The following is a 14054-nucleotide window of genomic DNA, read 5'->3' on the forward strand; positions in this document are numbered from 1 at the left end:
TTTAACCATCCTTTCCTAACAAAGTTTCAACGCTTCCTGAAATAGCACTCCATCTCTTCTTGAACTCCTCTAGTTCTTCTTCCCCTTTTGAGGTTAAAGAATAATATTTACGTTTTGGTCCACCTGAGGGCACCTTCTTTTGAGTCGTTGCTACAAGCCCATCCTTTTTCATACGGAGTAATAGGGGATAAATGCTCCCTTCTTTAACCATAGTAAACCCGGAGGCATGTAGCTTTTCTATCATTTCATAGCCATAGGTTTCTCCCTTACCAATAATCGAGAGAAGACACCCTTCTAGAATGCCTTTTAGTATTTGACTTGAAGACAATCATGTACCTCCTTTTAACAGTTCGTTGTCGTTAACTAACTTGTAATGCAATATAGTTAACCAAAAAAAATAACCAGAAACCTCAACTACTTTGTAATACAATATAGTTTAAAGGTAATATACATTAGATGGAAATTCAAGTCTTTTGTTAATTTATGGGGCAAGGAACCTGTCCCCAAGTCCCTTAGTGCCTTGAATGTTACAATGTGTATAATGGTATTAGAAAAGAGAGGAGGTGACCTGCTTGAAATCAACTGTGATCTATATAAGGTCTTTTACAATGGAGGATATAGAAAGCTTGCTTCATCTACAGCAAGACAACCGAGCTTTTTTTGAATCCACCTCGATGGCGAGAGAACCTGATTTCTATACATATGATAATCAACGTGACAGGATTCAGAAGTTTATAGAATACCAAAAGCAGGATCAAAGTTATAAGTTTGGCATTTTCTTACGGGAAAATGATGAGTTAATTGGAGAGGTGAGCTTATTTGATGTGAAGCGGGGCGCCTTACAAAGCGCCATGATCGGTTATTCTTTGGCGCTTGATTATAACGGCAAGGGATATGCTACAGAAGCAGTGAAGTTAGTTGTTGCGTACGCGTTTACTGTTTTGGGGTTACATCGTATTGAAGCTGGTGTTATGCCAAAGAACAAAGCCTCTTGTCGTGTGTTAGAGAAAGCAGGTTTTCATAAAGAGGGACTGGCAATTAAAAATGTGAAGATTAATGGAATCTGGGAAGATCATCAGGTGTTTGCGGTTATTAATCCAAATGATTTATGATTGAGGTGAGTTTTTTTTAGGCGATCACCATAATGATCAATGACATTTTATCAAAGTTAAAGAAAAAAAAGATCAGTGACCTTTCCTTAGTATAATGAGTGAAAAGTTGACAGCTTTACCCAAAGCGGGACAAGGAACCTGTCTCATGGTCCCTGGAGGTGACATAATGGAAGCAAACAAAAAGTGGTTATCGATCCCAAAAGATAGTAGGGAGAAGTTAATTCAAAATGTGTTTTGTTCAAATTGCCTGGATGCTGTGACTATAGTGGATTTTATCATCTTAGATCATCCTGAGGGCGTTCTCTTAGAAGGAAAATGCAAAAACTGCGGAGAGTCTGTTGCAAGAGTTGTGGAATTGGAATAATTGCTATAGGTGAATATGCTAGTAGCGAAACAAGCGTTGATCAAACGTTTGATCAAGATAAAAAGAGATCCCGAAGAACTAATCTTAGTTCTTCGGGATCTCTTTTACAATCGTATGAGCGATGCTTCATCTTGTTTTTCAATGCCTTTGCAAAGGTTCGTTATTTATAAGTGAAGTGCTCTTTCAACAGAAACTCCTCAGCCACTTGTGCGACACCATGGTTCACATTCGTATCGGTCACAAAATCAGCAACGTGTTTAATATCCTCAGGGGCATTTCCCATCGCAACGCCCAGACCTGCGAATTCAATCATTTCCTGGTCATTGTAACTGTCGCCCATGGCAATTACTTCTTCACGCTTTACACCAAGTTCTTGTATTAATTTCTCAATGCTTGTTCCTTTTGTAATGCCTTTATCGGTGAATTCGAGGAAGAATGGCTTCGAGCGCATGACGCTAAATTCGTCCCCTAGTTCTTCTTGAAGTTTCTTTTCAACAACTTTAAGGTGCTCAGGTTCTCCAACCATAAGTATTTTCACAACGGGTTCAGTCACACCATCCATAAATGAATCCACCACTTTAATCGGAAGACCTGTCAGATCTGATTCGATTGACGTATAAGGGTTTTCTTCCGCTGTAACGATTTCATCTCCAACATAGGTGTGGATCTGAACGCCTTCTCGCTGGCTAATTTCGTTTAGTCGACGAACGGCTTCTACACTTAACGTCTGACTAAAGAATTCTTCATTTGTTTGGCAGTTTATAATCTTTCCACCATTAAAGGAAAGAATGAAGCTTCCGTATTCAGCAAGGGAAAGCTCTTTAGCGAAAGGTACCATGCCATACGTTGGTCGACCTGAGGCAAGTACCACTTTACCCCCTTGTTCTTGAACTTTCATTAGAGCCTGTTTATTGCGATCTGAGATCTTGTGGTCATTTCCTAACAATGTATCGTCTAAGTCTAGAATAATCATTTTGTAAGACATGCCTGCATAATCCTCTCTTTATCTAGCTTCATTTCGTATCTACTATCATTTTACTAGAATTCTTAAGACATGGGGAAGGGTCTTTCATATGAAACAAAGGGAGATAAAGGATAATCGCTTATATAGTGGGGATGAGATCCTGATAAAATATTGCGATGAGCATGGATTATTAAACTGTGTCAAAGTACTTATAGTAGCTTCGAAGTCATTAAAAAAGCAAGGAATTCTCCATAAAGGGGGAGAATTCCTTGCTTTTATTTTTATAAGTGAAAGAGAACTAATTATCTTTATCCTATTGTTCAGCCATCATCTTATAATATTTATAAAGCGCATGGGTCCCGTCATTATCCCCACCAGCTTCACTCAAACGGTCATATAGATCTTTAGCCAGCTTTAAGCCTGGGACTGGTAACTCCATTTTATCAGCTGACTCGATGGCGAGGTTCATATCTTTAATAAAATGTTTCACATAGAAGCCGGGTTCAAAGTTTCCATCGATCATACGAGGGGCTAGATTGGATAGGGAGAAGCTGCCTGCTGCTCCGTACTGAATGCTTTCAAGAACGGTCTTTGGATCGAGTCCTGCTTTCTCTGCATACGTAATGGCTTCAACAACGCCCATCATCGTAGAGGCAATAGCGATCTGGTTACACATTTTCGTATGTTGGCCTGATCCTGCTGGTCCTTGAAGGACAACATTTTGGCCCATGGCCTCAAAAGCTGGGAGAACGTCATTGAAGTACTCCTTGTCTCCACCAACCATAATCGTTAACTTCCCTTGCTCTGCGTAAATGTCACTACCTGAAACAGGAGCGTCGAACGCGTGAAGGTTATGTTCTTTTGCTGTGTCGAAGATTTGTTGAGCCAGTTGTGGCGAGGAGGTAGTCATGTCAATGAGGTAAGAACCGGATTTGGCATGTTGGATAATCCCATTGTCTCCAAGATACACTTCTTCCACATCACTTGGGTATCCCACTATCGTTATGATAATGTCTGAGCTTGCAGCGAGCTCTGTCACATTGTCTTTCCACGAAGCCCCCTCAGCAATTAGGTCTTCTGCTTTTACTTTCGTTCTAGTATATACATTGACCGAGAATCCAGCTTTCATTAGGTTCCGCGCCATACTTTTCCCCATAACTCCTGTTCCGATAAAGCCAATTGTCTTATTCATATGTACTCACCATCCTACTCTTTATTTATGTACAGTATAGCAGGAGAGTGGTAGCGATTACAGGAATTGCATCTATTTTGGGTTTTAAATAACGGGAATTCGATTCCTGCCTATTTTTTATGTCTACTGTAAATTGTTATACACCAACTAGAACAATTCTGTTATAATAGTAGTAGAACAGAATGGAGGTGGGAGGATGTATATTCAAATTGAGCCAGACTCGGATATACCGATCTATTCCCAGGTGAGCACCCAGGTGATGGAAGGGATTATTCGCGGGGAGCTAGCAGTTGGCGATGTGTTACCTTCTGTGCGTGGTCTTGCGTCGGACCTTGGTGTGAACATGCATACGATTAATAAGAGCTATCATGACTTGGAGGCCAAAGGGGTTATAACAATCGTTCCGAAATCAGGAGCTGTTATAAGCGTGGACCCATTGAAAGGTGCCTCTAAAGAGCAAACGAATCTATTGTCTGAAAAGCTAAGGCCGACTGTTGTTGAAGCTATGGTTTCAGGGATGAACGATGAAGAGGTTCACGCGCTTGTAGATTCAATTATGAGAAATGTAAGGGAGATGAAATAAATGGAAGGGATCATTTTATTCTTATCGACGCTGATCGTGAGTGTCATTCAAGTTTCCATTCCTTTCTTAGTTAAACGGACTGTTGTGTTTGGTGTGACGGTACCGATGGAACATACGAATAACGCGGTGATTAAGCGATCGAAAAAATTATATTCTCTTATTACCGGGGTATTGGCACTTGGTGTTCTCATAACTTTCTTAGTCTGGAGCATGAGCACCACACCAACAGATGTCCAACTGGCACTTATGGGAACGATGCAGCCGATGCTTGTTATTGTTACTTCACTTGTTCTTTACTTCTATTTTCATGTGAAGATCTCTAAGTTGAAGAAGGAACAGCGCTGGTTTGAGGGTAAAAAGCAAGTGAAAATCTCTGATCTAAACATCAGGGCTAAAGATGAAATGCTGCCCTGGTATGTCGTGTCCCTGCCAATTCTTTTAACAATCGGATTAATGGCTTTTACAGCAGCCAACTATAATCAGTTTCCTGATCAGATTCCTGTTCATTGGGGAGCAGATGGGCAACCTGATGCTTATACAGATAAGAGTGTTCTATCTGTTTTCTCCCTTCCGATTATCTTGATGGTTCTCCAAGGGATGTTTCTTGGCATCATTGAACTAACGAAACGCTCAGGTATAAAAATTCGTCCAACGAACAAACAGGCGTCTAAAAAGAGGCAAATAAACTTACGTAAATACACAAGCTGGTTACTGCTGTTAGTCTCTTTGTTACTGACCATGCTATTCTCGTTTTTACAAGCTATGACTCTATACGGAAACATGTTTGATGACATGATGATTATGCTGGTGCCTCTGATCTTTATGTTTCTTACATTAGCCGGGGCCGTAGTGTTTGCTATTAAAGTTGGGAAAGTGGATTCTGATTTAGATGAAGTTGTGGTGACGGATCAAGATGGTAAAGTAGAGGAGTATGATGAAGACAGGTACTGGATCGGTGGCATGATCTACTTTAATAAACAAGATCCTTCTGTCTTGGTAGAGAAGCGGTTTGGGATAGGAATGACGGTTAACTTTGCTCGTCCGATGGCTTACATTGTGTTAGTGGTTCCGATTTTGCTGATTTTATTACTATCTTTCCTTTAGAGAGTATCTCATCAATACTCTCTAAACCCCTTTGATATCGAAGGTGATGGGCTATTGATCAAACGTTTGATCAATAAAATATAGCTAAAAAATAAGACAGGGGCCTAGAGCCCTGTCTTATTTTTGTATATTTAAACTCTTCATTAGATGTCGCATCCTTCATCCGTACATACTTCTGTGTCTTTACCGCCGATCGATTCGAAAGCAGGTGCTTGTTTCTCTTCTTCGTGAGCTTTTTGCAAGCCTTGTAAGAAGACTTCTTTCGGCTGGGCGCCTGATATAGCAAATTTGCGGTTGAATACGAAGAATGGAACGCCTTGAACACCGATTTGTCCGGCCTCTTGTTCATCGCTTCTTACAGCTGTTGCATATTTCTCATCAGTAAAGGCAGCTTTTACGTCTTCTTCTGATAGACCAGCTTCAAGGGCGATTTCTTTCAAGATGGAACGGTCGCCGACGTGTTTGCCTGCTTCAAAGTAAGCTTGGAATAAGTGCTCAGATACTTTGTTGCCGTTTCCTTTTTCAGAAGCACGTTGGAAGAGGCGATGAGCATCGAACGTGTTTGTTGGAATCGTACGATCAAAGTCAAAGTCAAGACCAACTGCTGCAGCTTGCTCAGTCATATTTGCTGTCATTTGTTTGGCTTCTTCTAAGGTCTTGCCGTATTTTTCAGCGAGTTTTTCATTGGTGGTTTGATTGCTGTTCACTGGAGCATTTGGGTCTAATTCAAAGCTTTTAAACTGTATATCAATCTCTACTTGATCGGCTTGTTCAAATTCTTTAAGAGCCGCTTCTAGACGACGTTTCCCGATATAGCAAAACGGGCAGACTACATCTGACCATACTTCAATTCTCATGATACATACCTCCATGTCTCTTACGTGCCTCTATTATAACATCGGAGAGGTTTGTGGGCATGTTAGGTGCTTTAGGGCTGTTCTGTGCAAAGTAAGGTTTGTTACAGTAGAGCCGAAAAGGGCGTTGAAATTATAAAAAACTATGATTTATGGAGGAAAGGACTGAACGTAATGAAAGTAAACCTTCAAACTATTGCTGAGAACGCAGAAATGAACGATGGCGATTGGAATATATACCTGGACAAAGAAACAGGACAGATCATCACAATCACTCATGATGAGATCCGTGATGCAGAAGACGAGAAGCCAATTGATCATTTACCGGATTGGCAGCAAGAAAATCGTAAATGGGCCGATCTTTTTGTCGCGGATGAGAATGGTCGCTTCGTAGAACTGCCAACACCACGTGACTTGGACGAGTATAGAGTGATGGAATCCTTCGCTCATTCGCTAGAAGATGAAGAGAAGGGGAATAAGTTACTTCGGGCGATTCGCGGCCGAGGAGCTTTCCGCCGTTTTAAAGATATGGTGGGAGACTTAGGCCTCGCAGAAGATTGGTATGCTTATCGGGAAGCTCAATTTCTTAAAGTCGCCGAGAGATGGTGCGAGGATGAAGAAATTCCTTACGAATCATAAATTGATCAAACGTTTGATCAAGGAAAAGAGGGAGACAGTTAACTGTCTCCTTCTTCTTCTTTTTCTTCTGCTTTTGTGGCACCGCCAAAGGCTTCTGGCAACATCTTAAAGCCTTCAATCTCCGCATCTTCTTCTAGTTCGATCATTAGATAACGTCTTCCGTCGAAATTGACTTGTTTGACGTGTTCTAAGTCTTGCGGACTAATGGAGATATTGGCGAGCTTCGTATTGATCTTGATTGATTTTGACTTGTATTTCGGTACGATACTGCTGGCTTTTAATTCATAATTATCGTCTTCTGTGTACCTCTTAAAGGATTCTTTGATTTTCTCAGAATCAATCTTCTCCTGCTCTACACCGCTCATGGTCAGAACGCGCTCAACGTCTCTATAATCAAGTTTCGGTGGCTCTTCGCCTTCTTCATGGTCTTCAACAACTTGATTGACCTCACGATAGACGTTCCCGAGCGTAGAGGGATTAAGTTGATCACCCACGACATCGCGAATCACTTCTTCAAATACTGCCTTATCCTCCATAGCCGTCATTGGTTCTTCACCGTTTAGCACTTCTTCTACAAAATGAAGGTCTGGCTCATGAGCTTTTCCAGAAGCGTACAGAATGTGGTTCACATCCGCTGAGTGATTGGTAAACGTAGGGAAGAGGAAGCCGCCCATTGGTGTATTCAGGTCAACGACGGGGTCGACTTCAATGTTGTACTTAAACTCTTTCTGCACATAGTCGAATTGATATTCCTTCTTCGGATCTTCTGTTTTGTTCACGCTGCAAAGGATGAAGGGATGGGAGTATACAGTGTCCCGGTCACTCTCTTCTGATTCTGAATTCCCTCTACGCGTTGGTTTCAAATATTCTGCCCGGACGAATGTAATGACTACATCGTGTTCGTAAGGGCGTTCTGCGATCATCTTCTCCGTCATATAGAGCATTTCTTGCATCCAGTCCTGAACATTATTGGTTAACAGGCCTTTATGTAAAATAAGCTGCGTATGATTCTCGGCTTCTCGTTGAAACTTTAGTTCAAACAACTTTTCATCGAGCTTTCCTGTTAGCAACTTTTTGAAATTGTTCATAAACAGTTCTTGCTGTTCCCGCTCTAGTAGTTCAAATGGCTGGCTCTGATGGTGGTAGATTTCTGTTGTTTCTTTCATGATATAGACGTTAAAGATGTTCTGGATCTTGAGTAGATCGTTATCAACTTTCAGCTGCCGGCGAATTCCGGCGATATCCTTCTTATCCATCGGTCGTTCACTCCTACGTGGTTCTGCTTATAATAGTTTATTTTAACATAGCTTACCACCTTAAAAGAGGTAGAATCTCATAGAGATAGAAGATATAATACAAGTAGGACATAGACCGAGTCATGTCGTGTGAGGAGAATAGATGGAAGAGGGATGCTGTGCCTTCTTCCATCTATTTTTGTTCTGTGTATAGATAAGGAAAGGGAGAGGCTTTAATGGATTTCTTTACGAGAATGAAGGAGGCAACAGGGGTTGCTTTAAATGAGGTGCAGCAACAAGCTGTGATGCATACGGATGGGCCGCTTCTGTTGCTAGCTTCACCTGGATCTGGGAAGACGACAACTCTTAATATGAAGATTGGGTACTTGTTGTTAGAGAAGAAGGTTAGTCCAGAGCGTATTATGGCGATCACGTTTAGTAAGCAGTCGGCTCAGGATATGTCAGAACGCTTTGATGAATTCTTCTCTAGCTTAACAGATGATAAGGTTCATTTCTCAACCATTCACAGCTTTGCCTTTAAGGTCGTTCGGGAGGCTTTAAGGAAAGAAGGACAAGACTTTCAGCTCATCGAAGGACAGATTAATGAGGACGAGTGGAGGAAAGGATTCCACGGGGACCATGTGCCTCTTCACAAGAAGTTTATCTTAAAGAAGCTCTTTGAAGATGAGAACGGGACCCAAATCTCTGATGATGAGATGGACGAGCTGATGACGTATATCAGTTTCGTGAAAAACCGGATGCTTAGTGGGAAAGAGCTTTATAAAGTAAAGGCGAATGTCAAGAATGCAGCGTCGATCTATCAGGCTTATGAACGTTTTAAGAAAGAGTACACAAGTTCTTTACTGCTCGATTTTGACGATATGTTGACGTATTGTCATCAAAGCTTGTTGGATGATCCGCAGATCCTGAGCAGGTATCAGCAACAGTTTGAATATATTCTAACAGATGAGAGCCAGGATAATTCAGTTGTTCAGCATGAGATTGTCGAGCTGCTTGCGAAGCCTCAAAATAACTTATGTGTTGTGGCCGATGATGACCAGTCAATCTTTATGTGGCGCGGCTCTGATGTGACGAAGCTTCTTCAGTTTGAGAAGACGTACCCGGATGCGACTGTGCTCACAATGTCGCAGAATTACCGCTCTTCTACTGAGATTGTTGAAGTTTCGAACCAGTTTATTAAGCGGAATCAGAACCGATTTCATAAGGAAATGTTCACCGAAAATCCCTCAGCCAATCCGATTGCCATTAAAGCAATGCGAAGCTATGAGGATCAGCTAAAGTACGTGACGGAGCAAGTGAAACAAAGCGGTCCAGACGAAGAAGTCGCGGTATTGTACCGAAATAACGCTTCTGCAGTACCCCTTGCGGATAAGCTTAGTAAAGCAGGGATCGACTTCTATATGAAAGATATTGATGCGAAGTTCTTCAAACACTGGATTGTTGAGGACATCCTCAACTTTATGAGATTCACTTACAATGATCGACGCGTGGATATACTAGAGAGAATTCATACGAAGTTTAATGCGTATATCACAAAGAGGCAGATAGCGTTTCTCAGAAGTCACAACGCTCAGGAATCAGTCTTTGATCTTCTTCTTGAAACTGAGCTCCCTTCTTATCAGAAGAAAAACGTGACGCAGGCAAAGAAGCTGTTCGCTGAGATGAACAAGATGGAACCCGCGAGAGCCATCCGTGTCATTCGCGATCGGCTTGGTTACGACAAAGCCATTCAGAAGATGGTAGAGAAATTCGGCTTTAACGGCGAGCATTTGTTCACGATTTTAAATACACTAGAAGAGATTGCAGAAGGACTCGGGTCTTTAAAAGGTTTTGCAGACCGGCTGAAGGAGCTTGAACAATTGGTCCAAACGTCTAAATATAATAAAGAGTCGTGTTCCCTTACCCTGACTACCTTCCACAGTGCTAAAGGACTTGAGTATGACAAGGTTTATATGATTGATTTAATCAATGGCGTTGTACCTTCGAAGGAAGATATGGACAGCTATCGGAAGAAAGAATATGGCCCGATGGAAGAAGCGGTTCGTCTTTTCTACGTTGGTATGACGCGTGCACGTACTCACTTGGAGCTGTTGACTTATGGGTATAAAGGGGACGAGCGTGTATCTGAGTCGCAGTTTTTGACCAATGTACGCAGAATTGCCAAGTTCCCTGATGAGAAGAGAGCTGTAACACGACGTACACGCCCCGCTCCCGATTTATCTGATAAGAGTTTGCTCGGATGGGATGAGATTGAGGTAGGGAAAGAAGTGGAGCATCAAAAATTTGGCGTTGGTGTTATTAAAGAGTACGGCGGCGATGCCATTTCCATTCAATTTAAAGAAGTAGGTTATAAAGAATTTAATGCGGAGATTTGTATTGATAATGGAATATTGCGTAAGAAAGAGTAGGACTTCCTGTAATGAGGAAGTCCTTTTTTTAGTTTTGTTCAGGATTCTTCGATTTGCGTGCGCGTTTAGCTGATTCTTTGTGCGCTTTGTTCGCTGCGGCACTTCCGAATTCGCCCGTAACTTCTTGTCCAAATTCAACGTCCATCTTCTTCGGATCAAATCCTTTTTTGTGCTTTTGCTCTGCATCGTTTTTCTTTGTTTTCTTTGCCATGTGAATCCCTCCTTTTGTCTAGTTTAGTATGTTTCTTGGGAGAACATTTATACCGTGGATGCACTGTTCAACATTCACACAATTGAGTCAAAAGTTTCTCGATGGTCTTCATCTACAGTTTGAAACACATAGCTTTTACACACATCACCTGCTTAAATTGACCCATTTCGGGGTATGGAGTTACTAGAAGTTCATGACTGGAATGAAGATGATGTTACGGAGGGTGAACAGATGAAGAAAATGAATCGAGGAATTCTAACAGCTTTATCATCAATAGGGATCGCTCAAGGGCTAAAAATTTTAACCCATAAGAAACTTTCAGGTAATTGGGACTGGAAGCAGGTAGCGACGACAGGAGGAATGCCAAGTTCTCACTCGGCTGGGGTTTGTGCCTTAGCTACGTACTTAGCTTCTCATAAGGGAGCGCGTCATACAGAAACGGCGCTAGCCACGGTTTTTGGAGCGATTGTTATGTATGATGCTCAAGGAATAAGACGACATACTGGTGAGATCGCACGACTTGTAAATGAGTTAGAGGACAGCTTTGCCTCTTTAGCTGGGGATTTCCCAAGCTTTGAATTTGTAGAGCGAGAGAAAGAATTGAAAGAACTACTTGGTCACCAACCTGTGGAAGTATTAGGTGGAGCGATTTTTGGTTGTGCCCTAGGCTTTGCTTCAGCGAAGCTCGAGAATAACTAAGGAATATGTAGTCTTAAAAACCTCTCTTTGTAAAGGGAGGTTTCTTTTAATGGCAAGAACCTTATTCCATTATATTGTCAACTTAAAGTTGAAACGAAAACGTTACTATTTTCTATATATTACAAATTAGTGATAAAGGTTGCCATTCTTAAAAGACAGGCATAAGATTAAATGTGAAGTGATTCACATAACGGGTGGGGGTGATTTTTATGGAGGAGCACACAATACACCAGGTAGTGCAAAAGGCTATCGGGAAGAAGAAAATGGTGGAGGAGAGCCCAGGTCATTACTTAATCCGAGCTGCGTTAGCAGGGGTTTATATTGGATTTGCTGTTATTTTATCTTTTACACTTGCTCAGCCTTTTTACGAACAACATGTAGCATCAACCTATCTCTTGAATGCGTTGTTTTTTGGAGTTGCTTTTTGTTTAATTATCTATGGCGGTTCAGAACTCTTTACGTCAAACACGATGTACTTGACTGTATCCTCTTTAAAGAAAGAGACGACTTGGTGGGATACGATAAAAGTATGGAGTTATTGCTATGCAGGGAATGTTATAGGGATCTTATTTTTGGCGGGGATGATCTATTTTACAGGTCTTCTTCAAACCATTATTCCTGAAGAATCTTTTCTAATCGCTGCAGCTGAGAAGAAGATGAACGTACCAACCTCCCAACTATTTTTCCGTGCCATTTTAGCCAACTGGCTCGTATGTTTGGCTGTTTGGGTTCCTATGCAAGTGAAGGAGGATATCTCGAAGATTATGCTAATGATGCTTCTTGTGTTCACATTCTTCATTTCAGGTTATGAACATAGTATTGCAAACGTCGCTCTGTTTTCACTAGCATTATCCTCTCCTCACACAGCTTTAGTGAGTCTTGGAGGTTTCATGCATAACATCGTTCCTGTTACACTTGGCAATATTATCGGCGGAGGCTTCTTTGTAGGAGCTGTCTACGTATACTTAAACCAGAAAAAACAACACGTACCTGTGTCTGTGAAAGGACTAAAACCATTGAAAGGTCAATCCTCTAAGACCTCTCAAGTATAAACATAACTTTTTGATTTCGGACCATCTACCTCTAACCAGAAGCAACGGAAACATTTAACATTATTATTTAAAAATAATGGTAGAAGCGTTATAATAGCCACGGGAGAGATGAATAAACTTTTCTCCTACAATAAGAAACCACAATTACTGTCTACCTAAGCCATAGAAGGTTAGCCTTCTTTGGCTTTTTTGAACGCTTCTTCTACGATTTGTTTAGCTTGTTTTCTTAAGAGGTAAAGTATCTATCAGACGATAGTAGAAACTGCGAAAGAAAAGGGTTGAGAGATATGGAAGAGAAGTCCGTTCAAGCTGAATTAGCGAGTTATACAGGAAAGCTTTTACGAGAGCACTATGGCAAAGGACCAGCTTCTGTCTATGTGTCGATTAAGCATCCGTTTATTACATTTTATCTTCGTGATTTCCTCACCCCGACAGAGCGTGTCCTTCGTAGCCAAGGTCACGATCGGAAGGTGGAAGAGACACGGGACCTTTTAATGAAAGAAGTTTTACATGAACTGAAGGCCACGTTAACGGTTGTGGCGGACCTTCAAGTTGATAACTTATACTATGACTGGTCGTTAGAAAACCGTACGGGTATTATTCTCGGCGTCCTGTCAGAAGATCAAGCAAACAAGGATGAACACTTTTATGAATATCCGGCCAAAGATAAGCTGCATGAAGAGATTAACCGTGTAAGCCGACAGGTTGAGAAAGAGCCGGAAAAAACGAATTCACTTTATTTGAATGATCGAACACTCGTTATTCAGCGTAAAGGAATCCTAGTTGATATTGAGAAAGAACTGATTCGCTCAGGGTATGAGCAGCCGCTTCGCTTAAGTAAGCGGAGGTTAGAGAAAGACATGCTCGACCGTCGACTCTATGAATCTATATTAGGTGTTTCAATTACCGATCTTTTTGTAGACTGGGATTTTCAGTTGGATCAGAGTTTTATAGTATTAATTATTCAAAAGAATAAACCGATGTAGGTGGAAATGGGCTAGACTATAGAGCTAGACATAAGCCGAAAAGACGTCATGTGACGTCTTTTCGGCTTTTTTTGTGGATAAAAGCGAAATGAAAGAAAAGGAGTAAGAAAACATGTTTGGATTTGCAGGTGTAATTAAACTTATTCTATCAGCATTTATTATATTGCCCGTTGTATCCATTATTAGGGAAGGGGGCTATTTAATTGCGAGTTATTTATTGGGGGCCAGCAGTTCTAAGGTAACGGTAGGGTGCGGTCCGAAGCTATTTAATTTAGGAGTTTTTGAAGTGCGACGCTATTATTTTATGTATAGCTGGTGTAGCTATGATTCTTTAAAATTTGATAAGAAATGGGCTCATATCGTCATTTATTCTGCGCCCATATTAAGTAACGTAGTGGTAGCAATTGGAGTCAATGCGCTACTTGCCATAGATGGAATTCCTATGGAGTCGTTCTGGACTCAGTTTATCTTCTATGCGTTTTACTTTGTCTTATTCGATTTTCTTCCTGTGTATTACCCTGATGGTCAACCGAGCAACGGAAGGGTGATCTATGACCTTATTCGTCATAATAAATTTCCGGATTTCGAAAAAGAAGGAGAGTAAGGCATTTTTTCAAGTGGACGACCTCT

Annotated in this window: 16 protein-coding genes; 10 read left to right on the top strand and 6 right to left on the bottom strand. The window is 41.2% G+C overall.

From position 1 onward, the window contains the following. Position 1: 1 nt before the first annotated feature. Positions 2-328 (bottom strand): PadR family transcriptional regulator, encoded by a 327-nt coding sequence (locus IMZ31_RS02090; protein WP_207529005.1) that lies wholly within the window; start codon positions 326-328, stop codon positions 2-4. Positions 329-572: 244 nt separating this feature from the next. Here IMZ31_RS02090 and IMZ31_RS02095 point away from each other — a divergent pair, with 244 nt between their 5' ends. Beyond that, positions 573-1112 (top strand): GNAT family N-acetyltransferase, encoded by a 540-nt coding sequence (locus IMZ31_RS02095; protein WP_207529006.1) that lies wholly within the window; start codon positions 573-575, stop codon positions 1110-1112. A 166-nt stretch (positions 1113-1278) separates the two neighbouring features. Then, entirely contained in the window at positions 1279-1476 is a 198-nt protein-coding gene (locus tag IMZ31_RS02100) for a hypothetical protein (RefSeq protein ID WP_207529007.1), read from the top strand. 160 nt (positions 1477-1636) lie between these two features. On the opposite strand, the gene IMZ31_RS02105 is transcribed toward IMZ31_RS02100, so the two are convergent. Then, positions 1637-2461 (bottom strand): Cof-type HAD-IIB family hydrolase, encoded by an 825-nt coding sequence (locus IMZ31_RS02105; protein WP_207529008.1) that lies wholly within the window; start codon positions 2459-2461, stop codon positions 1637-1639. 292 nt (positions 2462-2753) lie between these two features. Further along, entirely contained in the window at positions 2754-3632 is an 879-nt protein-coding gene (locus IMZ31_RS02110) for an NAD(P)-dependent oxidoreductase (protein WP_207529009.1), read from the bottom strand. Positions 3633-3828: 196 nt separating this feature from the next. Between IMZ31_RS02110 and IMZ31_RS02115 the strand changes: the two genes are divergently transcribed. Together IMZ31_RS02115 and IMZ31_RS02120 are read left to right on the top strand one after the other, a co-directional pair. Continuing rightward, the gene (locus IMZ31_RS02115) at positions 3829-4215 is read left to right on the top strand and encodes a GntR family transcriptional regulator (RefSeq protein ID WP_207529010.1); all 387 of its coding nucleotides are present in this window, start codon (positions 3829-3831) and stop codon (positions 4213-4215) included. Further along, the gene (locus IMZ31_RS02120; protein ID WP_207529011.1) at positions 4216-5319 is read left to right on the top strand and encodes a DUF1648 domain-containing protein; all 1104 of its coding nucleotides are present in this window, start codon (positions 4216-4218) and stop codon (positions 5317-5319) included. Between the two features lie 143 nt (positions 5320-5462). Here IMZ31_RS02120 and IMZ31_RS02125 read toward each other — a convergent pair whose 3' ends face one another. Further along, entirely contained in the window at positions 5463-6176 is a 714-nt protein-coding gene (locus IMZ31_RS02125) for a DsbA family oxidoreductase (protein WP_207529012.1), read from the bottom strand. 171 nt (positions 6177-6347) lie between these two features. On the opposite strand from IMZ31_RS02125, the gene IMZ31_RS02130 reads away from it, so the two are divergent. Next, a complete protein-coding gene (locus tag IMZ31_RS02130; RefSeq protein WP_207529013.1) occupies positions 6348-6812 on the top strand; it encodes a UPF0158 family protein in 465 nt (154 codons plus the stop codon). 38 nt (positions 6813-6850) lie between these two features. Here the strand turns inward: IMZ31_RS02130 and IMZ31_RS02135 are convergent, their stop codons facing one another. Beyond that, a complete protein-coding gene (locus IMZ31_RS02135; protein WP_207529014.1) occupies positions 6851-8068 on the bottom strand; it encodes a DUF4317 domain-containing protein in 1218 nt (405 codons plus the stop codon). Positions 8069-8283: 215 nt separating this feature from the next. On the opposite strand from IMZ31_RS02135, the gene IMZ31_RS02140 reads away from it, so the two are divergent. Next, positions 8284-10476, top strand: a complete 2193-nt coding sequence (locus tag IMZ31_RS02140; protein WP_207529015.1) for an ATP-dependent helicase — start codon at positions 8284-8286, stop codon at positions 10474-10476. Positions 10477-10504: 28 nt separating this feature from the next. On the opposite strand, the gene IMZ31_RS02145 is transcribed toward IMZ31_RS02140, so the two are convergent. Next, on the bottom strand, positions 10505-10687 hold the full coding sequence (locus IMZ31_RS02145) for a hypothetical protein (protein WP_188655489.1): 183 nt from the start codon (positions 10685-10687) through the stop codon (positions 10505-10507). A gap of 231 nt (positions 10688-10918) precedes the next feature. On the opposite strand from IMZ31_RS02145, the gene IMZ31_RS02150 reads away from it, so the two are divergent. The 4 genes from IMZ31_RS02150 to IMZ31_RS02165 all read left to right on the top strand — a co-directional run bounded on the left by IMZ31_RS02150 (position 10919) and on the right by IMZ31_RS02165 (position 14028). Beyond that, entirely contained in the window at positions 10919-11386 is a 468-nt protein-coding gene (locus IMZ31_RS02150) for a divergent PAP2 family protein (protein ID WP_207529016.1), read from the top strand. A gap of 209 nt (positions 11387-11595) precedes the next feature. Further along, on the top strand, positions 11596-12438 hold the full coding sequence (locus IMZ31_RS02155) for a formate/nitrite transporter family protein (protein ID WP_207529017.1): 843 nt from the start codon (positions 11596-11598) through the stop codon (positions 12436-12438). A gap of 287 nt (positions 12439-12725) precedes the next feature. Continuing rightward, entirely contained in the window at positions 12726-13424 is a 699-nt protein-coding gene (locus IMZ31_RS02160) for a Na-translocating system protein MpsC family protein (RefSeq protein WP_207529018.1), read from the top strand. A gap of 112 nt (positions 13425-13536) precedes the next feature. Then, the gene (locus IMZ31_RS02165; RefSeq protein ID WP_207529019.1) at positions 13537-14028 is read left to right on the top strand and encodes a hypothetical protein; all 492 of its coding nucleotides are present in this window, start codon (positions 13537-13539) and stop codon (positions 14026-14028) included. The last annotated feature ends 26 nt before the right edge of the window (positions 14029-14054 follow it).

Source organism: Pontibacillus sp. ALD_SL1, assembly GCF_017355605.1.